At 62.8% G+C, this 20704-nt stretch carries 22 protein-coding genes and 1 other RNA gene; 8 read left to right on the top strand and 15 right to left on the bottom strand.

Annotated features, from left to right (window positions below; genetic code table 11):
* Positions 1 to 186: 186 nt before the first annotated feature.
* The 3 genes from zipA to ffs all read left to right on the top strand — a co-directional run bounded on the left by zipA (position 187) and on the right by ffs (position 3967).
* Positions 187 to 1080, top strand: coding sequence for a cell division protein ZipA (zipA, locus tag C4Q27_RS02890; RefSeq protein ID WP_020193514.1), 894 nt, complete (start codon positions 187 to 189; stop codon positions 1078 to 1080).
* Positions 1081 to 1315: 235 nt separating this feature from the next.
* On the top strand, positions 1316 to 3646 hold the full coding sequence (gene ligA / locus C4Q27_RS02885; protein WP_104886427.1) for an NAD-dependent DNA ligase LigA: 2331 nt from the start codon (positions 1316 to 1318) through the stop codon (positions 3644 to 3646).
* 224 nt (positions 3647 to 3870) lie between these two features.
* Positions 3871 to 3967, top strand: an RNA gene (ffs, locus tag C4Q27_RS02880) — signal recognition particle sRNA small type.
* A gap of 28 nt (positions 3968 to 3995) precedes the next feature.
* Here the strand turns inward: ffs and C4Q27_RS02875 are convergent.
* Positions 3996 to 4415 carry a helix-turn-helix domain-containing protein gene (locus tag C4Q27_RS02875; protein ID WP_064493452.1) on the bottom strand — a complete coding sequence of 140 codons (420 nt, stop codon included), beginning with the start codon at positions 4413 to 4415 and terminating at the stop codon, positions 3996 to 3998.
* Between the two features lie 83 nt (positions 4416 to 4498).
* Between C4Q27_RS02875 and C4Q27_RS02870 the strand changes: the two genes are divergently transcribed.
* Positions 4499 to 4987: a DUF2938 domain-containing protein gene (locus C4Q27_RS02870; RefSeq protein ID WP_104887837.1), complete on the top strand. Its 489-nt coding sequence runs from the start codon at positions 4499 to 4501 to the stop codon at positions 4985 to 4987.
* 15 nt (positions 4988 to 5002) lie between these two features.
* Here C4Q27_RS02870 and C4Q27_RS02865 read toward each other — a convergent pair whose 3' ends face one another.
* Together C4Q27_RS02865 and C4Q27_RS02860 are read right to left on the bottom strand one after the other, a co-directional pair.
* Positions 5003 to 5182: a hypothetical protein gene (locus tag C4Q27_RS02865; protein WP_010955016.1), complete on the bottom strand. Its 180-nt coding sequence runs from the start codon at positions 5180 to 5182 to the stop codon at positions 5003 to 5005.
* A 32-nt stretch (positions 5183 to 5214) separates the two neighbouring features.
* Entirely contained in the window at positions 5215 to 5409 is a 195-nt protein-coding gene (locus tag C4Q27_RS02860; RefSeq protein ID WP_020193510.1) for a hypothetical protein, read from the bottom strand.
* Between the two features lie 456 nt (positions 5410 to 5865).
* Between C4Q27_RS02860 and C4Q27_RS02855 the strand changes: the two genes are divergently transcribed.
* The gene (locus C4Q27_RS02855) at positions 5866 to 6141 is read left to right on the top strand and encodes a hypothetical protein (RefSeq protein ID WP_012051686.1); all 276 of its coding nucleotides are present in this window, start codon (positions 5866 to 5868) and stop codon (positions 6139 to 6141) included.
* Between the two features lie 163 nt (positions 6142 to 6304).
* Here C4Q27_RS02855 and C4Q27_RS02845 read toward each other — a convergent pair whose 3' ends face one another.
* Entirely contained in the window at positions 6305 to 7111 is an 807-nt protein-coding gene (locus C4Q27_RS02845) for an ABC transporter substrate-binding protein (RefSeq protein ID WP_104886425.1), read from the bottom strand.
* 121 nt (positions 7112 to 7232) lie between these two features.
* On the opposite strand from C4Q27_RS02845, the gene dnaX reads away from it, so the two are divergent.
* A complete protein-coding gene (gene dnaX, locus C4Q27_RS02840) occupies positions 7233 to 9308 on the top strand; it encodes a DNA polymerase III subunit gamma/tau (protein WP_064493449.1) in 2076 nt (691 codons plus the stop codon).
* A 63-nt stretch (positions 9309 to 9371) separates the two neighbouring features.
* Positions 9372 to 9707, top strand: a complete 336-nt coding sequence (locus tag C4Q27_RS02835) for a YbaB/EbfC family nucleoid-associated protein (protein WP_003254305.1) — start codon at positions 9372 to 9374, stop codon at positions 9705 to 9707.
* Here C4Q27_RS02835 and C4Q27_RS02830 read toward each other — a convergent pair.
* The gene (locus C4Q27_RS02830) at positions 9704 to 9910 is read right to left on the bottom strand and encodes a hypothetical protein (RefSeq protein ID WP_177409981.1); all 207 of its coding nucleotides are present in this window, start codon (positions 9908 to 9910) and stop codon (positions 9704 to 9706) included. The two genes, C4Q27_RS02835 and C4Q27_RS02830, sit on opposite strands and share 4 nt — an antisense overlap.
* A 155-nt stretch (positions 9911 to 10065) precedes the next feature.
* On the opposite strand from C4Q27_RS02830, the gene recR reads away from it, so the two are divergent.
* Positions 10066 to 10668: a recombination mediator RecR gene (recR, locus tag C4Q27_RS02825; RefSeq protein ID WP_003254304.1), complete on the top strand. Its 603-nt coding sequence runs from the start codon at positions 10066 to 10068 to the stop codon at positions 10666 to 10668.
* A gap of 118 nt (positions 10669 to 10786) precedes the next feature.
* Here the strand turns inward: recR and C4Q27_RS02820 are convergent, their stop codons facing one another.
* From C4Q27_RS02820 to C4Q27_RS02770, 10 genes are all read right to left on the bottom strand, one after another.
* Positions 10787 to 11335, bottom strand: coding sequence for an adenine phosphoribosyltransferase (locus tag C4Q27_RS02820; protein ID WP_009683910.1), 549 nt, complete (start codon positions 11333 to 11335; stop codon positions 10787 to 10789).
* Between the two features lie 55 nt (positions 11336 to 11390).
* Entirely contained in the window at positions 11391 to 12125 is a 735-nt protein-coding gene (gene fnrA, locus C4Q27_RS02815; protein WP_003254301.1) for a Crp/Fnr family transcriptional regulator FnrA, read from the bottom strand.
* A 186-nt stretch (positions 12126 to 12311) separates the two neighbouring features.
* Complete coding sequence (hemN, locus tag C4Q27_RS02810; protein ID WP_010955013.1) at positions 12312 to 13694, bottom strand: oxygen-independent coproporphyrinogen III oxidase; 1383 nt, start codon at positions 13692 to 13694, stop codon at positions 12312 to 12314.
* Between the two features lie 105 nt (positions 13695 to 13799).
* Complete coding sequence (locus tag C4Q27_RS02805) at positions 13800 to 14483, bottom strand: sulfite exporter TauE/SafE family protein (protein ID WP_104886423.1); 684 nt, start codon at positions 14481 to 14483, stop codon at positions 13800 to 13802.
* Positions 14476 to 14691: a cbb3-type cytochrome oxidase assembly protein CcoS gene (gene ccoS / locus C4Q27_RS02800; RefSeq protein WP_010955011.1), complete on the bottom strand. Its 216-nt coding sequence runs from the start codon at positions 14689 to 14691 to the stop codon at positions 14476 to 14478. The genes C4Q27_RS02805 and ccoS overlap by 8 nt, the downstream gene beginning before the upstream one ends.
* Positions 14670 to 17144 carry a heavy metal translocating P-type ATPase gene (locus tag C4Q27_RS02795; protein WP_104886422.1) on the bottom strand — a complete coding sequence of 825 codons (2475 nt, stop codon included), beginning with the start codon at positions 17142 to 17144 and terminating at the stop codon, positions 14670 to 14672. Before C4Q27_RS02795 ends, ccoS begins: the two co-directional genes overlap by 22 nt.
* A 136-nt stretch (positions 17145 to 17280) precedes the next feature.
* Positions 17281 to 17811: a FixH family protein gene (locus C4Q27_RS02790; protein WP_064493445.1), complete on the bottom strand. Its 531-nt coding sequence runs from the start codon at positions 17809 to 17811 to the stop codon at positions 17281 to 17283.
* A 15-nt stretch (positions 17812 to 17826) separates the two neighbouring features.
* On the bottom strand, positions 17827 to 19242 hold the full coding sequence (gene ccoG, locus C4Q27_RS02785) for a cytochrome c oxidase accessory protein CcoG (RefSeq protein ID WP_029615636.1): 1416 nt from the start codon (positions 19240 to 19242) through the stop codon (positions 17827 to 17829).
* Positions 19243 to 19538: 296 nt separating this feature from the next.
* Complete coding sequence (gene ccoP / locus C4Q27_RS02775; protein ID WP_104886421.1) at positions 19539 to 20516, bottom strand: cytochrome-c oxidase, cbb3-type subunit III; 978 nt, start codon at positions 20514 to 20516, stop codon at positions 19539 to 19541.
* Positions 20513 to 20704 carry a CcoQ/FixQ family Cbb3-type cytochrome c oxidase assembly chaperone gene (locus C4Q27_RS02770; protein ID WP_003254287.1) on the bottom strand — a complete coding sequence of 64 codons (192 nt, stop codon included), beginning with the start codon at positions 20702 to 20704 and terminating at the stop codon, positions 20513 to 20515. The genes ccoP and C4Q27_RS02770 overlap by 4 nt, the downstream gene beginning before the upstream one ends.

The following is a 20704-nucleotide window of genomic DNA, read 5'->3' as shown; positions in this document are numbered from 1 at the left end:
CATTCTGCAGCGAAATGCCCCGCCGTGTGCGACAGACGGTGTAAAGTTGTCTTTGGTCGTGCTAGCTTAATGTCACTCGTTTTTTGCGTGGGTAAAACGCCTGTCAGAACATAGAGTTGGCGCCACGTGTTAAAGGGCTTTGAACCCTTTGTTTTCAAGCATATTTTTATAGAGGCACGGGATTACATGGAAATCGGTCTGCGCGAGTGGCTGATCCTCATCGGCATCATTGTTATCGCCGGGATTCTTTTCGACGGCTGGCGCCGCATGCGCGGCGGGAAAGGCAAGTTGAAATTCCGTCTGGATCGCAGTTATTCCAACCTGCCGGACGAAGAGGGTGGCAGTGCCGAAGTGCTCGGCCCGTCGCGAGTGCTCGATACCCACAAGGAGCCTGAGCTGGACGAAAGCGACCTGCCGTCGCTCAGCGCGTCTGCGCGTGATCGCGAGCGTGAGCCCAAGCCGGTCAAGGCCAGCAAGCGCGGCAAGCGTGCCAGTGCGGCTGCCGATGTGCAGCAGGGTGACCTGAACCTGAGTGCCGAGCCGCGCGAGCCCGACCTGTTTGCCGACAGCGATGACGACTTTGCCGCCGACAACAACCGTAGCAGCGGCGCAGCGCCTGCCAGCAACAGCGTCAAGGAGTTGCCACCTGCCGAAGAGGTGCTGGTCATCAGCGTGATCTCGCGCGACGAGGGTGGCTTCAAGGGCCCGGCGTTGTTGCAGAACATCCTGGAAAGCGGCTTGCGCTTCGGCGAAATGGACATCTTCCACCGCCACGAGAGCATGGCTGGTCACGGCGAGGTGCTGTTCTCGATGGCCAACGCAGTCAAGCCTGGCGTGTTCGACCTGGACGACATCGATCACTTCAGCACCCGCGCGGTGAGCTTCTTCCTCGGCTTGCCGGGCCCACGTCATCCGAAGCAGGCTTTCGACGTGATGGTTGCTGCGGCACGCAAGCTGGCCCACGAACTGAACGGTGAGCTCAAGGATGACCAGCGCAGCGTGCTGACTGCCCAGACCATCGAGCACTACCGCCAGCGTATCGTCGAGTTCGAGCGCCGTGCGCTGACCCAGAAACGCTGACAGATCCAGACGAAAGAGCAGCCTGAGGGCGTGCTGGCCGGTTCGGGTATCGTCGTTGCCTGTGCCGGCCTCTTCCCGGGTAAACCCGCTCCTACAGGTACATCACCGCCCTAGGGCATGTGACGCCCTTGTAGGAGCGGGTTTACCCGCGAAGAGGCCGACACAGTCAATAGACACCTGGAACCCCACGCACCACCCCAAGCTGCTCTTTTGCTTTGCAAGAGAAGACAATCCCATGACCGCCGAAACCCGTATCCTCGAACTGCGTGCCGAGCTCGATCAGCATAACTATCGCTACTACGTGCTCGACGAGCCCAGCGTGCCTGATGCCGAATACGACCGCCTGTTCAACGAGCTCAAGGCGCTGGAAGCCGAACACCCGCACCTGGTAACCCCCGACTCGCCCACCCAGCGTGTGGGTGGAGCTGCCTTGGCTGCGTTCAGCCAGGTGCGCCACGAAGTGCCGATGCTCAGCCTGGGCAACGCCTTCGAAGAAGCCGACCTGCGTGAGTTCGGCCGTCGCGTGGTAGAAGGCCTCGATCAGCCTGGCGCGGTCGACTACAGCTGCGAACCCAAGCTCGATGGCCTGGCCGTGAGCCTGCTGTACCGCGACGGCCAGCTGGTGCAGGGCGCCACCCGTGGCGACGGCACCACTGGCGAAGACATCAGCGCCAACGTACGCACCGTGCGCAACATCCCGCTCAAGTTGCAGGATAAGGGCTGGCCGGCAGTGCTGGAGGTGCGCGGCGAGGTGTACATGAGTAAGGCCGGCTTCGACCGGCTCAATGCCGCCCAAGCCGAGGCCGGTGGCAAGACCTTCGCCAACCCGCGCAATGCCGCCGCTGGCAGCTTGCGCCAGCTGGACTCGAAAATTACCGCCAGCCGCCCGCTGGAGTTCTGCTGCTATGGCGTTGGCCAGGTGTCCGAGAGTATCGGCGACAGCCACATCGGCATCCTCGAGCAACTCAAGGCCTGGGGCCTGCCGATCAGCCGCGAGCTCAAGCATGCGGCGGGCATCGAAGAATGCCTGGCCTACTACCGCGACATTGGCGAGCGGCGTAACAGCCTGCCGTATGAGATCGACGGGGTAGTGTTCAAGGTCAACAGCCTGGCCGCCCAGCGCGAGCTGGGCTTCCGCGCCCGTGAGCCGCGCTGGGCGATTGCCCACAAGTTCCCGGCCATGGAAGAGCTGACCGAGGTGCTGGACGTTGAGTTCCAGGTTGGCCGTACGGGTGCAGTCACGCCTGTGGCGCGCCTGAAGCCGGTCAAGGTGGCCGGTGTGACCGTGTCCAACGCCACCTTGCACAACATGGACGAAATCGCCCGCCTGGGCCTGCGCATCGGCGACACGGTGATCATTCGCAGGGCCGGCGACGTGATCCCGCAGGTGATGCAGGTGGTGCTGGAGCGCCGTCCGCAAGACGCCCGCCCGGTAGAAGTGCCAAGCGAGTGCCCGGTGTGTGGTTCGCAGGTCGAGCGTACCCGGCTGGTAAAGCGCAGCAAGGGCAAGGAAACCACCAGCGAAGGTGCGGTGTACCGCTGTGTCGGCCGCCTGGCCTGTGGCGCCCAGCTCAAGCAGGCGATCATTCATTATGTGTCGCGCCGTGCCATGGACATCGACGGTCTGGGTGAGAAGAGCGTCGAGCAGTTGGTGGATGAAGGCCTGATCGGCTCGCCGGCTGACCTGTACAAGCTGCAGTTCGAGCAGATCGTCGGCCTGGAAGGCTTCGCCGAGGTGTCTACCCAGAAGCTGCTGGATGCCATTGAAGCCAGCAAGCGCCCGAGCCTGGCGCGCTTCATCTACGCGCTGGGCATCCCGGATGTCGGCGAGGAGACCGCCAAGGTGCTGGCCCGCTCGCTGGGCAGCCTGGCGCGCGTGCAGCAGGCATTGCCGCAGGTGCTGACCTATTTGCCGGACATCGGTCTCGAAGTGGCCTACGAGATCCACAACTTCTTTGAAGACGAGCACAACCAGAAGGTTATCCAGCAACTGCTCGACAGCGGTATGCAGTTGCAGGACGAAGGCGAACTGGCTGCCGAATTTGCCGCCAGCACCACCTTGGCCGGGATGATCGCCAAGCTCGACATTGCCTCCGTCGGCCCGACCGGTGCCGAGAAGTTGGTGGCCAGGCTCGACAGCCTGGACAAGATCATCGCCGCCGACGGCATTGACCTGCGCCAGGCCCTGGCGGCCAAGCAGGCCGACGCAGTGCGTGAGTTCTTCAAGGATGAAGCAAACCAGAAACTGGCCCGGGACATCGAAGCGCAGCTGCTGGCGTTCGGCATGCACTGGAGCAGCGAGAAGAAGGTGGCCGAAGGCTTGCCGCTGGCCGGCCAGACCTGGGTGCTGACCGGTACGCTGGAGCGCATGAGCCGCGACATTGCCAAGGACAAGTTGGAAAGCCTGGGGGCCAAGGTTGCCGGTTCCGTTTCCGGCAAGACCCACTGCGTGGTGGCAGGTCCGGGGGCAGGTTCCAAGCTGGCCAAGGCTGCTGAGCTGGGTGTGAAGGTACTGGACGAAGATGCCTTCGTCACATTCCTGGCCGAACAGGGCATAGCGGTCTAGGCATCCGTGCCCCCTGTGGGGGGCAACTGTCTTGCTCAAAACTTGAAAAGCCAGCGCGGTCGCCCGTAGGAGCGGGTTTACCCGCGAAGAGGCCCGTCCAGGCCATCTCGACCCTGACAAGTCATTGAGAAATGATGACTTTTTCTGCCTCAGTGGTTGTATCTGCTCCAAAGACCGGTACAATGGCGCCACTCGCTGCTCAGCGAGGCATGTTGTGGTGGCCCCATCGGTCCCCCCGCATTGATTACCCGTTAACCTGGTCAGGCCCGGAAGGGAGCAGCCATAGCGGGAACATCGAGTGCCGGGGTGTGGCTGGTGGGGCCGCCTCCATTTCTGGGGCCGCAAAACCTCAATCTGTAACGAACGCCCTCGTTCTTTCCTGCTTTTCGCCCAATGCTCCCGCCGCCGACAGCTTCATCAGCCGCTGGAATTTGGGGCATGCCAGATGATCTTTCTCAGGGCATTGCGCGGCATGCCGCAACCCCTTGCTCATCGCCTGCAACCGCTTGATCCGCGCATCCAGCTCGTCCGCCTTGGCCATCAGCATCTGCCGGTCGACCTGCAGGTCCACCAGCATCGCCCCCACTTCATCCAGCGAAAACCCCGCAGCCTGCCCCAGGGCGATCAGCGCCAGCCTGTCCGCCACGTCGGCTGCAAACTGTCGTCGCTGGCCGCGCCCGGCCAAGGACTTGAGCAAGCCTTTCTTCTCGTAGTAACGCAGTGTCGATGCGGGTACGCCTGTGCGTTTGGCGACGTCGGCAATATCCATTTCGGGCCCTTGACTTGAAGTTGACTTCAACTTCTATGCTGCGCGGCATGGTAATGACCGTCAACCTTCGAGGGCTTGTTCAAATGACGTTTACTGCGATGTTTCTAGCTGCGTTGCCGATTGGCATCGGCGCCACTGTAGTGATGGACCTGTGGGGGCTGCTGCTGAGGCGGTTGGGTGTGGCAACGCTGAACTTTGCCATGGTCGGACGTTGGGCGGGGCACCTGCTAGGCGGGCGTGTTTCTCATCAGGCGATTGCCAAAGCGGAACCGGTGCGAGATGAGTTGGCGTGGGGATGGGTGATTCACTACGCCACCGGCGTGCTTTTCGCGATGCTGCTGGTTGTGATCGTAGGGGAGGGCTGGTTGCGGTCGCCTACTCTTTTACCTGCAGTAGTTGTGGGTGTGGGTACAGCCGTGGCGCCGCTGTGCTTCATGCAGCCAGCGATGGGGGCAGGGTTCTTTTCGTCCAGGACGCCGACGCCTGCGCGTAACTGCCTGAAGAGCCTGGCCACGCATTTTGTGTTTGGTGTGGGGTTGTTCTTGAGTGCGGGTTTACTTGCTTTGGTGTGACGGCAGGGAGTTGGGTCAGAGCGAGCGCAAAATCAGCATGCCTGCTAACAGCAGTACCCCTGTAGAGATTGCGCCGATGTAAAAAAGGAGCACACCCGTCCATGGCGAAGACGCTCGAAGGTTGCGCATTTCTTCGGCGAACGCTTCTGCTTCATTCAGTGCTGTTCTGGTGTGATCCTGGGCGGCGCGGTGCATTTGTTACTCCTTGTGGCTGGATTAATCGAAGCTCAGAGCTTGCTGGCCAGTGCCATTACGCCAACTATGGTCGTGACAACTGCTGAACCCGTTGCGATTGGGTACCAGAACGCCTCCTGCCGGAGCTTACGCGCTTCCGCTACAAATTTCTGTGCCTCGGCCCTTAACTTGCGGCCTTCATTTTGTAACTTCTCAAGTTCGAGATGTTCACGATCATCCTGATGCATCGGGCTGTCTATTCTGTTGCGGCGAAGGTGCCGGGGGGCGGGCTTGATTGTGTGCGGTTTGGTTCGGCCGCGAAACCGCCGTCTTCCAGTGAGTGTTGTAGTCCAATTGCGATCAAGATCGTCATGTATGTCACGTCGGAGTAATTTTAGACGGATCTGATATCAATCGAAGAAAGCTCCTACATGTCAGGTAGGTATAGCGAATTATCCTACGATCTCCGTCGTCTCCCGTCTGATTGTCCCGGTCAACCTCGCCCACTAGGCTTTTTCGGTCGCTGTCAGTTCAGCGATCGGGTGTGGAAGCCTGGGTGGTTTGGCGGCTGTCGATATGACGGTTGTGCGTGGGAGGCCTTCGGGCCTGCCGGGTTTGCCATACCCCTGGTCTTCCACCCCGCGTACAACTGTCACCCTAAGTGTGGAAGCGAAAGGGTGCTCTCAGCCCGGTATGGTGAACTCATGAAAAAACTGGTCCCCGATCCACCCCACGTCTTCGATCTTCCCCAAGGCAAGTCCCTTTCCCGCGCGATCAGCGAAGGCATCGTCCCGATGGAGTTCGCGTTGATGAATGTTTCCCACTACCTGATGTTCGCCTACAGCGATAGCCGGCGGGCGCTTGAGCGTATTCAGGACGAAGAAACCAGGCAGTTGTTGGAGCATGGGTTGCGGGCCATGCAGATTGCCTGGGGGCAGGCGGATGCTGTCAGCTTGGCGTTTGAACGTAAAGGCCGGTGACATTGAGTTTGTGATAGAGATTGTGAGTGTGCCGCACAACGCTGTGGGAGCGGGCGTGCCCGCGAAGAATATAGCGCGGTGGATGGCACGGGCTTCGCCCGTGTTCGCGGGCAAGCCCGCTCCCACAGGGATTGCGCAAGCGGTCGCGAAATGAGCAGGGCCGTTAGTTGCGCTGGCTGTGTGCCGGCATTTTGCTGGGTATTTCGGGGCGGGCCACAGACATACTGTACGGGTCGCCCGTCGCTTCATACCGTTGCAAAATCCGCTCTATCTCCCCCGACTGCTTCATCCTTACCAACGCCCGCAACAGCCCTTGTGTCGGTATCGCCGGATCGTTGCGCACCATGCACCCCAAATCCTGTTCGTCCAGCACCGCCAGCGCTTGCAATTGCTGCTCCGCTGGCAACCCTTGGTTGAACCACTGCAACGACAACTGGTTGCTCACCGCATGGCGATACCGGCCGGCCTGCAGCTTTTGCAGTACCAGCAACTGGTTGCGGCTGTCCTCACGGTGCAACTGGCCGTGGTCCAGCAGTGGTTGCAGGGTTGAATAGGTGTAGCCCAGCACCGTGCCGATCGCCTGGGGTGGCAGTTGCTCCGGGGGCATCGGGGTGCTGTCGCCGGCGCGGCCCACCAGTACGTCGCGCTGATGAATCAGCGGGATACTCCACACAAAATCCCTTGGACGGTCGTTGAGCCACTGGGTGCTGACGTAGCAACGCACATCAATATCGCCGCTGCTCATGGCTTCCTCCAGGCGCAGGCGGGCCATGACGTGGAACTCGGGGCGAGCGCCCACTTGCCTGGCAACGGCTTGCATCAGGTCGTAAAGCAATCCCTCCACTGGCTGATCACCTTCGATGCGTACCAGGGGCATGCTCCAGCTCTCGGCTACGGAGAAGCGCAGCACCGGCTGGTCAGCCAGGCTGTTTGTAGACCACAGCAGTAACAGGGCCAGCAGTCTTCGCAAAGGCAATCCTCCCTGGACAATGCGCCATTCCAAGCTTAGACGAGTTGCGCAGGGTGCAATTTTGCCCCCGCTCCGCTAGCATTAGCGATCTTCCGCTCGATCAGGCTACGATGGTTTTTCGATGAGTTATCAGGTTCTTGCACGAAAATGGCGTCCGCGCTCGTTCCGCGAAATGGTCGGCCAGACCCATGTGCTCAAGGCCTTGATCAATGCCTTGGACAACCAGCGCCTGCACCATGCCTACCTGTTCACCGGTACCCGCGGCGTGGGCAAGACGACCATCGCCCGTATTATCGCCAAGTGCCTGAACTGTGAAACCGGCATCACCTCCACGCCCTGTGGCACCTGTTCGGTGTGCCGGGAAATCGACGAAGGCCGTTTCGTCGACCTGATCGAGATCGACGCCGCCAGCCGTACCAAGGTCGAGGACACTCGCGAACTGCTCGATAACGTGCAGTACGCCCCTAGCCGTGGGCGCTTCAAGGTCTACCTGATCGACGAAGTGCACATGCTCTCGACCCACTCGTTCAACGCCTTGCTCAAGACGCTGGAAGAGCCGCCGCCCTACGTCAAGTTCATCCTCGCCACCACCGACCCGCAGAAGCTGCCGGCCACCATCCTGTCGCGCTGCCTGCAGTTCTCGTTGAAGAACATGAGCCCGGAGCGGGTGGTGGAGCACCTCAGCCACGTACTGGCCGCCGAGAACGTGCCGTTCGAGGAGGATGCCCTGTGGCTGCTGGGCCGTGCCGCCGATGGTTCCATGCGCGATGCCATGAGCCTGACCGACCAGGCCATCGCCTTCGGTGAAGGCAAGGTACTGGCCGCCGATGTACGTGCCATGTTGGGTAGCCTCGACCATGGCCAGGTGTATGGGGTCTTGCAGGCACTGCTCGAAGGCGATGCCAGGGCTTTGCTGGAGGCCGTGCGTAATTTGGCCGAGCAAGGGCCGGACTGGTCGGGCGTTCTGGCTGAAATGCTCAATGTGCTGCACCGTGTAGCCATTGCCCAGGCGCTGCCCGAAGCGGTAGACAACGGCCAGGGTGATCGCGAGCGGGTATTGGCGCTGGCTTCGGCGCTGCCGGCCGAGGATGTGCAGTTCTATTATCAGATGGGCCTGATTGGCCGCCGTGACCTGCCCCTTGCGCCGGACCCGCGCGGTGGCTTCGAGATGGTGCTGCTGCGTATGCTGGCGTTCCGCCCGGCAGACACGGACGACGCACCGAAGCCGGTGCTAAAGCCAACGGGGATCAGCCAGGCCACAGCTGATCCTGCAGGGCAGGTGGCAGCTGCGGCGCCGGTCGCGCTTTCACCGCCTGTCGCGGCTGTGCCGGCGGAGCCTGTTGCGCAAGCCCCGCAGCTGGAGGTGCCAGCACCCGCGACGGCTGATCATGAGCCGGAGGCCGAGGCAGATGTTGAGCTGAAGGCCGAAGCCGAGGCCATCTCCGTACCTGAGCCTGTTGCCGAAGTGGTCGACCTGCCGTGGGAAGAGCCTGCCGTTGCACCCGCGCCGTTAGCGGCCGAACCTGCGCCTGAACCGGCACCTGCGCCCGAGCCTGTTGCCCCGGTGGCGCCCACACAGGCCGCCCCGGCACACGACGAGCCGCCTTTCGACCCGTCTGCCTACGCTGCCGTGGGGATGGAGCGCGACGATGAGCCGCCGCTTGACGAAGACTATTACGGCGGCGAAAGCGATCCGGCAGGTTTCAGCTACCTGGACGAGTTGGCCGAACATGTTCAGGAAGACGTGTCCAAACCGGCTGCCGAACCGTTGCCGGCAGCCAAACCGGCCACCGGCCTGGCCTTGCAATGGCTGGAATTATTCCCACAGTTGCCTGTGTCCGGGATGACAGGCAACATCGCGGCAAACTGTACGCTGATTGCCGCCGATGGCGACGACTGGTTGCTGCACCTGGACCCGGGCCAGGGGGCGCTGTTCAACGCCACCCAGCAGCGGCGCCTGAACGAAGCGCTCAACCAGCACTTGGGGCGCACGCTGAACCTGCGCATCGAGCTGATCCTGCCCGAGCAGGAAACCCCGGCTCAGGCGGCGGCACGCAAGCGAGCCGAGCGCCAGCAGGACGCCGTCGCGTCGATCGAGCAGGATCCGTTGATCCAGCAGATGATCAAGTTGTTCGGCGCCAAGGTGCGGCAGGATACTATTGAGCCTGTAGAAGCCCTGGTCAGTCAGGGCCAGTAATGGATAACCATGCGGCCGGCCCGGTGCCGGGCCGCATCACATGACCCAATCGAGGTATACCCCATGATGAAAGGTGGCATGGCCGGCCTGATGAAGCAGGCCCAGCAGATGCAGGAAAAAATGCAGAAGATGCAGGAAGAACTGGCCAACGCCGAAGTCACCGGTCAGTCCGGTGGCGGGCTGGTGAGTGTGGTGATGACCGGTCGTCATGACGTCAAGCGCGTCAGCATCGACCAGAGCCTGATGTCGACTGATGAAGATGACAAGGAAGTACTGGAAGACCTCATTGCCGCAGCGCTGAACGACGCCGTGCGCAAGGTTGAGCAAAGCAGCCAGGAAAAGATGGGCGGCATGACCGCCGGCATGCAGCTGCCGCCAGGCTTCAAGATGCCGTTCTAAGGCATTGAGGTACTCAAAACGCCGCTGATATCAGCGGCGTTTTTTTTTGCGTAGATTTCAACCCAGACGCGTTCTGCTTTTTTATGTCGGGACAACTGTTTTGCTCGAACTTTGAAATGTTGCACGATCACTGTGGGAGCGGGCATGCCCGCGAACACGGGCGAAGCCCGTGCCATCCACTGTGCAGCCTGCTTCGCGGGCATGCCCGCTCCCACAGTGATCACACTGGCTTTCCAGTTTTGTGCAAGGCAGTTGCTCTCATAAAACTGCAGGCCGCGTAGACTTGGGGTGACCTGATTTGACGCCACCGCCCCCGCTGGGTATAAACCGCCTCTTATTGAATTGTCAGGCCTTTCCCATGAGCTTCAGCCCTCTCATCCGCCAACTGATCGATGGCCTGCGCATCTTGCCAGGCGTTGGCCAGAAAACCGCCCAGCGCATGGCCCTGCAACTGCTCGAGCGCGACCGCAGTGGCGGGCTGCGCCTGGCTCAGGCCTTGACCCAGGCCATGGAAGGGGTAGGGCATTGCCGCCAGTGTCGCACCCTCACCGAGCAGGAACTGTGCCCGCAGTGCGCCGACCCGCGCCGTGACGACACACAGCTGTGCGTGGTCGAGGGGCCGACCGATGTGTATGCGGTGGAGCAGACTGGCTACCGTGGCCGTTACTTCGTGCTCAAGGGGCACCTGTCGCCGCTGGATGGCCTGGGGCCTGAGGCGATCGGTATTCCGCAGCTGATGGCGCGGATCGAAGAGCAGGGCACCTTTACCGAGGTGATCCTGGCGACCAACCCGACAGTGGAGGGGGAGGCGACGGCGCATTACATTGCCCAGTTGCTGAGCGAGAAGGGCTTGGTGGCGTCTCGCATTGCCCATGGTGTGCCGCTGGGCGGCGAGCTGGAGATGGTAGACGGCGGTACCTTGGCCCATGCCTTTGCAGGGCGCCGGCCCATTTCGCTCTGATTCATTGGGGCCGCTTGGCGGCCCATTCGCGGGTAAACCCGCGCCTACAAAACATACGCGGCCTTCGTAGGAGCGGGTTTACCCGCGAATGGGCTGCAAAGCAGCCCCAAAAGCCCACTCAGTACTCGCTGAGGGAAAACTCGGTCAGGCAGAAGGTAGGCACCCCGGCCGCTTGCAACCGACGCGACCCGTCCAGTTCCGGCAGGTCGATGATCGCCGCCGCCTCGAACACCTGCGCCCCGGTACGACGCACCAGGTTGGCCGCCGCCAGCAGCGTACCGCCAGTAGCAATCAGGTCATCGAAGATCAGCACCGAGTCGCCTTCACACAGGCTGTCGGCATGCACTTCCAGGAAGGCTTCGCCGTACTCGGTCTGGTAACCCTCGCTCAGCACGTCGGCTGGCAGCTTGCCCTGCTTGCGGAACAGGATCAGCGGCTTGTTCAGCTGGTGGGCGATGATCGAGCCGATCAGGAAGCCCCGCGCGTCCATGGCGCCGATGTGGCTGAATTCCGCCTCGACATAGCGCTCGATGAACTGGTCGGCCACATAGCGCAGCCCGCGTGGCGACTGGAATAACGGGGTAATGTCGCGGAAGATCACACCCGGTTTGGGGAAGTCCACTACCGGGCGGATCAGGGCTTTGAGGTCGAAGGCGTCGCTGTGCATTGTTGCGGGTATCCTAGGAAAACGAATGCCCAAGTATACCCGCTAAAGATCAGCCTCAGGCCTCGATTGCACCACCGGCCAGCGCGCACAGCTGGATCGGATCGAGGATGTGCACTTCCTTGCCCTCGGCGCGCAGCAGGCCGTTCTGCTGGAAGCGGGTGAACACCCGCGACACGGTTTCTACCGCCAGGCCAAGGTAATTGCCGATTTCGTTGCGCGACATGCTCAGGCGGAACTGATTGGCCGAATAGCCGCGGGCGCGGAAGCGCGCCGACAGGTTGACCAGGAAGGTGGCAATGCGCTCGTCGGCGGTCTTTTTCGAAAGCAGCAGCATCATTTGCTGGTCGTCGCGGATTTCGCGGCTCATTACCCGCATCAGCTGGCGGCGTAGCTGTGGCAGTTGCACCGACAGCTCGTCCAGCCGCTCGAAGGGGATTTCACACACCGAAGTGGTTTCCTGAGCCTGGGCCGATACCGGGTAGGCCTCGGTATCCATGCCCGACAGGCCGACCAGTTCGCTGGGCAGGTGGAAGCCCGTGATCTGCTCCTCGCCGCTGTCGCTGAGGCTGAAGGTTTTCAGGGCCCCGGACCGTACTGCGTAGACCGAGCCAAAACTGTCACCCTGGCGGAACAGGAACTCGCCTTTCTTGAGCGGCCGCCCGCGTTTGACGATTTCATCCAGCGCGTCCATGTCTTCCAGGTTCAGCGAAAGAGGCAGGCACAGGGGGGCCAGGCTGCAATCCTTGCAATGGGCCTGGTTGTGTGGGCGCAGTTTGACTGGCTCGGACATTTGAATCGATCCTTGTGGGAAAGCACACATAAGTCGTAAGGGTAACTCACGACACAGGGTGTAAGCCAGTGTGCGCGATGATGGTGCGCGCTGGCGAAACCCCGGCAGGTGGCCTGCCGGGAGTCCATGTGTGCTCATAGTGTGCCTGACAAGGAAGCTTGTCCATGCGGTTGAACGCCTTGTTTTTCAGATCACTCGCGAGAAACGCTGGCGGTTGTGCATCGCCAGATACGCGTCGAACACCATGCATACCGAGCGCGCCAGCAGCCGGCCGGCGGGCAGGATGCGAATGCCCTTGTCGTCCAGACTGATCAGGCCGTCGCGCTGCAAGGTCAGCAGCTCGGGCCAGAGGTCGTTGAAGTAACCGCGAAAATCCAGGGTGAAAGCCTGTTCGATGGGTTCGAAATCCAGCTCGAAATGGCAGATCAGTTGCTGGATCACCGCCCGGCGTATGCGGTCGTCGTGGTTGCACAGCAAGCCGCGCTGGGTGGCCAGCTGGGCGTTGGACAGGCTGTCCTGATAGGTGTTGAGGTCACTGCTGTTCTGGCAGTACAGGTCGCCGATCTGGCTGATCGCCGACACGCCCAGGCCAATCAGGTCGCAGTGCCCGTGGGTGGTGTAGCCCTGGAAGTTGCGCTGCAAGGTGCCTTCTTCCTGGGCAATGGCCAGTTCGTCGTCGGGCAGGGCGAAGTGGTCCATGCCGATGTAGCGGTAACCGGCGGCGGTCAGTTGGTCGATGGTGGCGTGCAGCATCTCCAGCTTGGCGGCGGCGCTGGGCAGGTCGTTGCTGTCGATGCGCCGTTGCGGCATGAAGCGCTCGGGAAGGTGGGCATAGTTGAACACCGACAGGCGGTCGGGCTGCAGGCGGATCACTTCTTCCACGGTGCGGGCAAAGCCTTCCGGGGTTTGCTTGGGCAGGCCGTAGATCAGGTCGAGGTTGACCGAGCGAAACTGCAGCGTGCGCGCAGCCTCGATCAGGGTGCGGGTCTGTTCCAGGCTCTGCAGGCGGTTGATCGCGCGCTGCACGGCCGGGTCGAGGTCCTGTACACCCAGGCTGACGCGGTTGAAGCCCAGTTCGCGAAGCAAGCCCATGGTCGACCAGTCGGCTTCGCGAGGATCGATCTCGATGCCGTAGTCGCCGGAATCGTCGTCCAGCAGGTGAAAGTGCTGGCGCAGGGTGGCCATCAGCTGGCGCAGTTCCACATGGCTGAGGAAGGTCGGTGTGCCGCCGCCAAAATGCAGCTGTTCAACACGCTGTTTAGGGTCCAGGTGGCAGGCGACCAGCTGGATTTCCTGCTCCAGGCGCTGCAGGTAGGGCGCGGCGCGGGCGCGGTCTTTGGTGATGACCTTGTTGCAGGCGCAGTAGTAGCAGATGTTGGCGCAGAACGGCACATGCACGTACAGCGACAGCGGGCGCACGGCCCGTCGGCTCTCGCGCAGGGCGTTGAGCAGGTCGAACGAACCCACCTCGCTGTGCAGTTGCACGGCGGTTGGGTAAGAGGTGTAGCGTGGCCCGGCGAGATCGTAGCGGCGGATCAGGTCGGTATCCCAACGGAGGTCGTCGAGCATGAGGGTAGTCCCCGGAAAGAGCAGCAGTGCACCGGAGTCTATGGCCGTCTGTAGGAAACTGTGTTGATTTGTATCAAGGGCATTGGGGCTGCTTTGCAGCCCCCGTCAATGGCCCATCAGCCAGTGCTGGTGTGGGCCCGGCAGGGTCCAGATACCGAATAGCATCACCAGCACACCGCCCGCCACGCGCACGCTGCGTCGCCGCAACAGGGTGTTCACCCGTTCGGCAGCCAGCCCGGTTGCCAGCAACACCGGCCAGGTGCCCACCCCGAACGCCAGCATCAACCCGGCGCTGTAGCCGGCATTGCCCTGGCTGGCCGCCCACAAAAGGGTGCTGTACACCAGCCCGCACGGCAGCCAGCCCCAGAGGGCGCCCAGCAGCAATGCCCGAGGGAGGCTGGACACTGGCAGCAATCGCGACGCCACCGGCTGGATATGCCGCCACAGCCCGCGGCCCAGTGCCTCGATACGGGTCAGCCCGCTCCACCAGCCGGCCAGGTACAGGCCCATGGCAATCAGCAGCAGTGCCGCAACCACCCGCAGCGCCAGCGCTGCCGGGCTGCTGGCCACGGCCCAGCCGGCCAGGCCCAGCAACAGGCCGGCGCAGGCATAGCTGAAAATGCGCCCCAGGTTGTACGCCAGCAACAGGCGCAGGCGCCTGCCGCGTTGTTCGGGGGGGATGGCCAAGGTCAGTGCGCCCATCAGGCCGCCGCACATGCCCAGGCAGTGACCGCCCCCTAGCAGGCCAAGGACCAGTGCCGAGCCCAGCAGCGGAAGCAGGTCAGGCACGGGGTGGTGGTTCCTTGTCGGTGTCGGCTGCGGCATCGTCAGGCTTCACTGCCGCCTGGTGGCGCGGGTCCTGATCGTCGAACAGGATGCTGTGGGCGGGGCCTTCAAGGTCATCGTACTGACCGCTGTCTACCGCCCAGAAGAAGATGTACACGGCCACGCCGACCAGCAGCAGGGCTGCCGGGATCATGACATAGAGGGCGGGCATGGCGACTTCCTCCCGGGTAAAGGGGCTTCGTGGGGCAGCGGGCCTGAGGCCACGGGCATCCGGGTCAGGCGCAGGGCATTGAGCACCACGATCAGCGAGCTGACCGACATGCCGATGGCGGCCCACACCGGCGTGATCCAGCCGAGCGCGGCGAACGGCAACATCAGGCCATTATACAGGGTCGCCCACAGCAGGTTCTCGAGGATGTTGCGGCGGGTGCGGCGGGCCAGCTCGAACGCCTGCACCAGTGCTTGCAGGCGGTTGGACAGCAAGACTGCGTCGGCACTGGTCTTGGCCAGGTCGGTGGCGCTGCCCATGGCGATGCTGATATCGGCGGCGGCCAGTACCGGTACATCGTTGACCCCGTCGCCGAGCATCAGCACCTTGCGCCCGTCAGCCTGCAGGGCTTTCAGGCGGTCCAGTTTGTCATCCGGGCGCAGGCCGCCAATGGCCTGCTCGATACCCAGCTGCGCGGCCACTTCGGCAACCATCGGCGAGCTGTCGCCCGACAGCAGCAGGGTGTGCCAGCCGCGCGCCTTGCAGGCAGCGAGCAGGGCCGGGGCATCGTCGCGCAGGCGGTCGTCCAGGCCGAACCAGGCCAGTGGCCCCTGGCGGTCGCCCAGCAGCAGCCACTGGCCGCGCGGCTCGGGTACAGCGGGGATTTCCGTACCACTCAAGGCGCAGACGAAGGTAGCCTGACCAATGCGCAGGCGCTGACCGTCGACCACCCCCTCCAGGCCCAGGCCGGGTACGCTCTGTACGTCATCGGCAGGTGTGGCGGTACGACCAAAGGCGCGAGCGATGGGGTGTTCAGAGCGGTTTTCCAGCGCCGCGGCCAGGGCCAGGCAGCGGTCGGCGGCCTGGCTGCCGAGCGGGCGGATGCTGCGCAAGGTCAGGCGGCCCTCGGTCAGTGTGCCGGTCTTGTCGAAGATCACCGTGTCGATCTGATTCAGGCCCTCCAGCACATGGCCGCGGGTCACCAGCAGGCCAAGCTTGTGCAGGGTTCCGGTGGCGGCGGTCAGTGCGGTTGGCGTAGCCAAAGACAGGGCACAAGGGCAGGTGGCCACGAGCATTGCCAGTACGATCCAGAACGCCCGTGTCGGGTCCAGGTGCCACCACCACAGGCCGATGGCTACCGAGGCCAATAGCGAGAACAGCAGGAACCACTGCGAGGCGCGGTCGGCAATTTCCGCCAGGCGCGGTTTTTCAGTCTGGGCGCGCTCCAGCAGGCGGACGATGGCCGACAAGCGTGAGTCATGGCCGAGGGCTTCCACTTCCACATTCAGCGCGCTTTCGACGTTCAGCGTACCGCCAGTGACCCGCTCACCCACCCGGCGTGGTTGCGGCAGATACTCGCCGGTCAGCAGCGATTCGTCGACGCTGGAGCGGCCCTCGACGATGCGCCCGTCGGCAGGGATGACCGCGCCGGGCAGCACCTGCACGGTGTCGCCGCACTGTAACTCGCTGAGCAGAATGCGTTCGCTGCGCCCGATGGCGTCCAGGCGCAGGCATGAGGCTGGCAGCAGGTTGACCAGCTGCGCAGTGGCCGCCGCTGTGCGCTCGCGGGCGCGGCGCTCCAGGTAGCGGCCGGTCAGCAGGAACAGGGCGAACATGCCCACCGTGTCGAAATAAAGCTCGCCGCTGCCAGTGATGGCTGTCCAGATGCCAGCGCCGAACGCCAGGCCAATGGCCAGCGACACCGAAACATCCATGGTCAGGTGGCGCGTTCGCAGGTCGCGCGCCGCGCCCTTGAAGAAGGGCGCGCAGCTGTAGAACACGATGGGAATGGTCAGGAACAGCGCCACCCAGCGCAGGATGGCATGCAACTCGGGTGTCAGGTCGATGTTGAATTCCGGCCAAGTGGCCATGGTCGCCATCATCGCCTGGAACCACAGCAGCCCGGCCACGCCCAGGCGGCGCAGGGCGCTGCGGTTTTCCCGGGCCAATTGCTCGGCGGCCTGGTCAGGCTGGTAGGGGTGGGCGGCGTAGCCGATCTGGCGAAGTTCGGCCAGCAGGCGCGACAGCGGTAGCTGCTTGTCATCCCAGTTCAGCAGCAGGCGGTGATTGGACAGGTTCAGGCGCGCTTCGGCGACACCGGGCAGGTTGCGCAGGTGCTTTTCGATCAGCCAGCCGCAGGCGGCGCAGCTGATGCCCTCGACAAGCAAGGTGGTTTCGGCCAGCTCACCCTGGTGGCGGACGAAGGTTTGCTGCACGTCGCTGCGGTCGTACAGGGCCAGTTCGTCCTGCAGTTGCTTGGGCAGGGCTTCGGGGTTGGCGCTGTTGTCGCTGCGGTGCTGGTAGTAATGTTCCAGGCCTCCAGCGACGATCGACTCGGCCACCGCCTGACAGCCGGGGCAGCAGAACTGCCGCGGCTGGCCGAGGACCACGGCGGTGAAGCGGCTGCCGGTGGGGACGGGCAGGGCGCAGTGGTAGCAGGGGGTCGGTTGGGTCATAGGGCAGACACTGCTCAGGCAGATAGGAAACCCTGTGGGAGCGGGCGCGCCCGCGAATGCGTCAGGCCTGGAAATACCTTTGCCTGAGCTATCGCATTCGCGGGCGTGCCCGCTCCCACAGGGATTTGCGGTGTTGCTACTGTTGGTGTTCGGCGCCTTGCAGGGCTTCGTCACCCAACTGCAAGGTCACACCATGCGCCACTTTTTCCTCTTCGAACAGGCGCCATACCTGGCCCCCTTCACTGCCCAGCAGCTCGACAAAGCGCCGGCCCTCGACCTTGTCCTCCAGCTGCCCCACATAGCGTCCTGCTTCGACCCGGCTCAGCAGCACCTTGCGGTCCTTCTCTGGCTGGGTCGGCGAAATCAGGTTCAGCTCCAAGTTTTGCGGGTCACTGCTACCGGTCAGGCGCAGGTCCACTTCGCCGGTCAGTTCGTCCAGATGCACGCTGGCTTTCAGGCCCAGCTGCTGTGCAAGCAGCTCGCGGTCCAGCGAGCGGTTGATGCCCTTGCCGGCCTCGTAGTAGTTGTCGTTCACCAGGTTGTCCGGGTTGTGCACAGCGATGCTGACCATGGTCAGGCTCAGGCACACCGAGGTGGTGAGGATGCCGATGATGATCCAGGGCCAGAGGTGCTTGTACCAGGGGCTGGCGGCGGTGGCGGCAGGCATTGTGCGTTATCTCTCTTAGCGGATCTGTGGGCCGATGAAACGGCTCTTGGCTTCAACCTGGGCGTCGCTGTCGTCGGCGCTCTTGAGGATGAAGGTGATTTCGTTGGTGGTCGATGGCAGCTTCTCGGGGGCAACCGACAGCTGCACGGGAAGGCTGACGATGTCACCGGCGGCCACGCGGATCTCGCGCTGGCCTTCGAGCTTGAGGTCCGGCAGGCCGGCGGCGTCCAGCACGTACAGGTGATCGCGCTGATCCTTGTTCATCACCTTCAGGCTGTACACGTTCTCGATCCGGCCCTGGGCGTTTTCGCGGTACAACACGCGGTCTTTGCTGACGTCGAAACCGACCAGCGAACGGGTGGCGAAGGCCGTCGCCAGCCCGATCATCATTACCAGCAGTACCACGGCATAGCCGATCAGGCGCGGGCGCAGCATGTGGGTCTTCTGCCCGGACAGGTTGTGTTCGGTGGTGTAGCTGATCAGCCCTTTGGGGTAGTTCATCTTGTCCATGATGCTGTCGCAGGCATCGATACAGGCGGCGCAGCCGATGCACTCGATCTGCAGGCCGTCACGGATGTCGATGCCGGTCGGGCAGACCTGCACGCACATGGTGCAGTCGATGCAGTCACCCAGGCCCTGGGCCTTGTAGTCGGTATCTTTCTTGCGCGGGCCGCGGGTTTCGCCACGGCGTGGGTCGTAGGACACGATCAGCGTGTCCTTGTCGAACATCACGCTCTGGAAGCGGGCATAGGGGCACATGTACACGCACACCTGTTCGCGTAGCCAACCGGCGTTGCCATAAGTGGCGAGGGTGAAGAAGCCGACCCAGAAGTAGGCCCAGCCATCGGCCTGGCCCGTGAAGAATTCGATCGCCAGTTCACGGATTGGCGAGAAGTAGCCGACAAAGGTCATGCCGGTGACAAAGCCGATCAGCAGCCACAGGCTGTGCTTGGCGAATTTGCGCAGGAACTTGTTGCCGCTCATGGGGGCTTTGTCGAGCTTCATGCGCTGGTTGCGGTCACCCTCGGTGACCTTTTCGCACCACATGAAAATCCAGGTCCACACGCTTTGCGGGCAGGTGTAGCCGCACCACACCCGGCCGGCGAACACAGTGATGAAGAACAGGCCGAAGGCGGCGACGATGAGAATGCCCGAGAGCAGGATGAAGTCCTGCGGCCAGATGGTGGCGCCGAAGATGTAGAACTTGCGCTCGGGCAGGTTCCACCACACGGCCTGGTGCCCCCCCCAGTTCAGCCACACGGTGCCGAAGTACAGCAGGAACAGCACTGCACCGCCGACCATGCGCAAGCGACGGAACAGGCCGGTGAAGGCGCGGGTGTAGATCTTTTCCCGGGAAGCGTAGAGGTCGACGGAATCCTTCCCTTTGTTGGCAGGCGGGGTCACATCATGTACCGGAATTTGCTTGCTCATCATCAAGTCCCACGGCAGTGGAGAAACGCCGCGGCCTGTGCGTGCGGGCCGCAGTCTCGCGCAATCTGCTAGCGCTCTGCGGTCCATGATACGCCGCTGATGGCGGTATGGGTTCGCACTGCGACCTTTAGTCGCGTTGGGTTCGTGGTATGAAACGTGTTATGGCGGGTGTCAATTGATCCAGGTCACTTGCCTGCTAGAAATGCTGTGCCAGTACCGGCCTCTTCGCGGGTAAACCCGCTCCTACAAGGATCCTGTGTAGGAGCGGGTTTACCCGCGAAGAGGCCAGGCCTGCCTTACTCAGCCTTGGCCGGCTCAGCCTGGTGCGACAGGCTGTAGACGTAAGCCGCCAGCAAGTGCACCTTGTCGTTGCCCTGCAGTTGTTCCTGGGCCGGCATCTGCCCCTGGCGGCCATAACGAATGGTCTGCTGCAATTGGGCAAAGCTCGAGCCGTAGATGAACGCCTGCGGGTGGGTCAGGTTCGGAGCGCCCATGGCGGGCGTACCTTTGCCTTCCGGCCCGTGGCAGGCCACGCAGTTGGCTGCGAAGATCTTCTGCCCGTTCGCCACATCGGCCTTCGCGCCTTCAGGCAGTGTGCGGCCATCGAGTTTGCTGACCACGAACGCAGCCACATCGGCCACGCCCTGGTCACCGATCACTTCGGCCCAGGCCGGCATCACGCCATGGCGACCGGCCATGATGGTGGTCTTGATGGTTTCCGGCTCGCCGCCCCAGCGCCAGTCATTGTCGGTGAGGTTGGGGAAGCCGAAGGCGCCCTTGGCGTCGGAACCGTGGCACACCGAGCAGTTGGAGGCGAACAGCCGCGCACCCATTTTCAATGCCTGCGGGTCCTTGGCCACTTCTTCGATCGGCATGGCCGCGAACTTGGCGAAGATCGGCCCGAAACGGGCGTCGGCCTTGGCCATTTCCTTTTCCCACTCGTGCACGCCGGTCCAGCCCGGCTGGCCGTTGGAAAACTCGGTCTGCTTGTCGTTATCCAGGTACGAATAGCCCGGCAGGACGCCTTTCCAGTTGCCCAGGCCCGGGTACAGCACCAGGTAACCGAGGGCGAAGATGATGGTGCCGACGAACAGCCAGAACCACCATTGCGGCAGCGGGTTGTCGTATTCCTCGATGCCATCGAAGGCATGCCCGACGGTTTCGTCGGTAACCTCTTCGCGCTGGCCCTTGCGGGTCGACAGCAGCAGCCAGGTCAACGAGAAGATGGTGCCCAGGGTCAGGACGGTAACGTACAGACTCCAGAAGGTTGTCATTGTTGTTTGCTCCCAGAAGCTTTTGCTTGCTCGACGTGCCGAGTGGCCTCGGGGTCATCCGCGAAGGGCAGTTGGGTCGCTTCGTCGAAGTCCTTTTTACGCCGTGGGTTGAACACCCACAGCGCCAGGCCCACGAACGCCACCATCACCACGACGGTGCCCAGGCCGCGAATCATCCCGATATCCAT

This window comes from Pseudomonas sp. SWI36 (assembly GCF_002948105.1).
Lineage (GTDB): Bacteria > Pseudomonadota > Gammaproteobacteria > Pseudomonadales > Pseudomonadaceae > Aquipseudomonas > Aquipseudomonas alloputida.
This window is presented reverse-complemented; position numbering and strand designations above follow the sequence as displayed.

Bases quoted from the DNA above. Each gene is read 5' to 3' on its own strand.
- C4Q27_RS02820 (WP_009683910.1), bottom strand. From the start codon at position 11,335: ATGCACAGCGACGCCTTCGACCTCAAAGCCCTGATCCGCCCGGTAGTG.
- C4Q27_RS02790 (WP_064493445.1), bottom strand. From the start codon at position 17,811: ATGCCTGCCGCCACCGCCGCCAGCCCCTGGTACAAGCACCTCTGGCCC.
- C4Q27_RS02830 (WP_177409981.1), bottom strand. From the start codon at position 9,910: ATGCCCGCGAAGCAGGCTGCACAGTGGATGGCACGGGCTTCGCCCGTG.
- dnaX (WP_064493449.1), top strand. From the start codon at position 7,233: ATGAGTTATCAGGTTCTTGCACGAAAATGGCGTCCGCGCTCGTTCCGC.
- C4Q27_RS02860 (WP_020193510.1), bottom strand. From the start codon at position 5,409: ATGCATCAGGATGATCGTGAACATCTCGAACTTGAGAAGTTACAAAAT.
- C4Q27_RS02795 (WP_104886422.1), bottom strand. From the start codon at position 17,144: ATGACCCAACCGACCCCCTGCTACCACTGCGCCCTGCCCGTCCCCACC.
- ligA (WP_104886427.1), top strand. From the start codon at position 1,316: ATGACCGCCGAAACCCGTATCCTCGAACTGCGTGCCGAGCTCGATCAG.
- C4Q27_RS02870 (WP_104887837.1), top strand. From the start codon at position 4,499: ATGACGTTTACTGCGATGTTTCTAGCTGCGTTGCCGATTGGCATCGGC.
- C4Q27_RS02770 (WP_003254287.1), bottom strand. From the start codon at position 20,704: ATGGATATCGGGATGATTCGCGGCCTGGGCACCGTCGTGGTGATGGTG.
- ccoS (WP_010955011.1), bottom strand. From the start codon at position 14,691: ATGCCCGCCCTCTATGTCATGATCCCGGCAGCCCTGCTGCTGGTCGGC.
- C4Q27_RS02865 (WP_010955016.1), bottom strand. From the start codon at position 5,182: ATGCACCGCGCCGCCCAGGATCACACCAGAACAGCACTGAATGAAGCA.
- fnrA (WP_003254301.1), bottom strand. From the start codon at position 12,125: ATGTCCGAGCCAGTCAAACTGCGCCCACACAACCAGGCCCATTGCAAG.
- C4Q27_RS02855 (WP_012051686.1), top strand. From the start codon at position 5,866: ATGAAAAAACTGGTCCCCGATCCACCCCACGTCTTCGATCTTCCCCAA.
- hemN (WP_010955013.1), bottom strand. From the start codon at position 13,694: ATGCTCGACGACCTCCGTTGGGATACCGACCTGATCCGCCGCTACGAT.
- recR (WP_003254304.1), top strand. From the start codon at position 10,066: ATGAGCTTCAGCCCTCTCATCCGCCAACTGATCGATGGCCTGCGCATC.
- C4Q27_RS02835 (WP_003254305.1), top strand. From the start codon at position 9,372: ATGATGAAAGGTGGCATGGCCGGCCTGATGAAGCAGGCCCAGCAGATG.
- ccoP (WP_104886421.1), bottom strand. From the start codon at position 20,516: ATGACAACCTTCTGGAGTCTGTACGTTACCGTCCTGACCCTGGGCACC.
- zipA (WP_020193514.1), top strand. From the start codon at position 187: ATGGAAATCGGTCTGCGCGAGTGGCTGATCCTCATCGGCATCATTGTT.
- ccoG (WP_029615636.1), bottom strand. From the start codon at position 19,242: ATGAGCAAGCAAATTCCGGTACATGATGTGACCCCGCCTGCCAACAAA.
- C4Q27_RS02875 (WP_064493452.1), bottom strand. From the start codon at position 4,415: ATGGATATTGCCGACGTCGCCAAACGCACAGGCGTACCCGCATCGACA.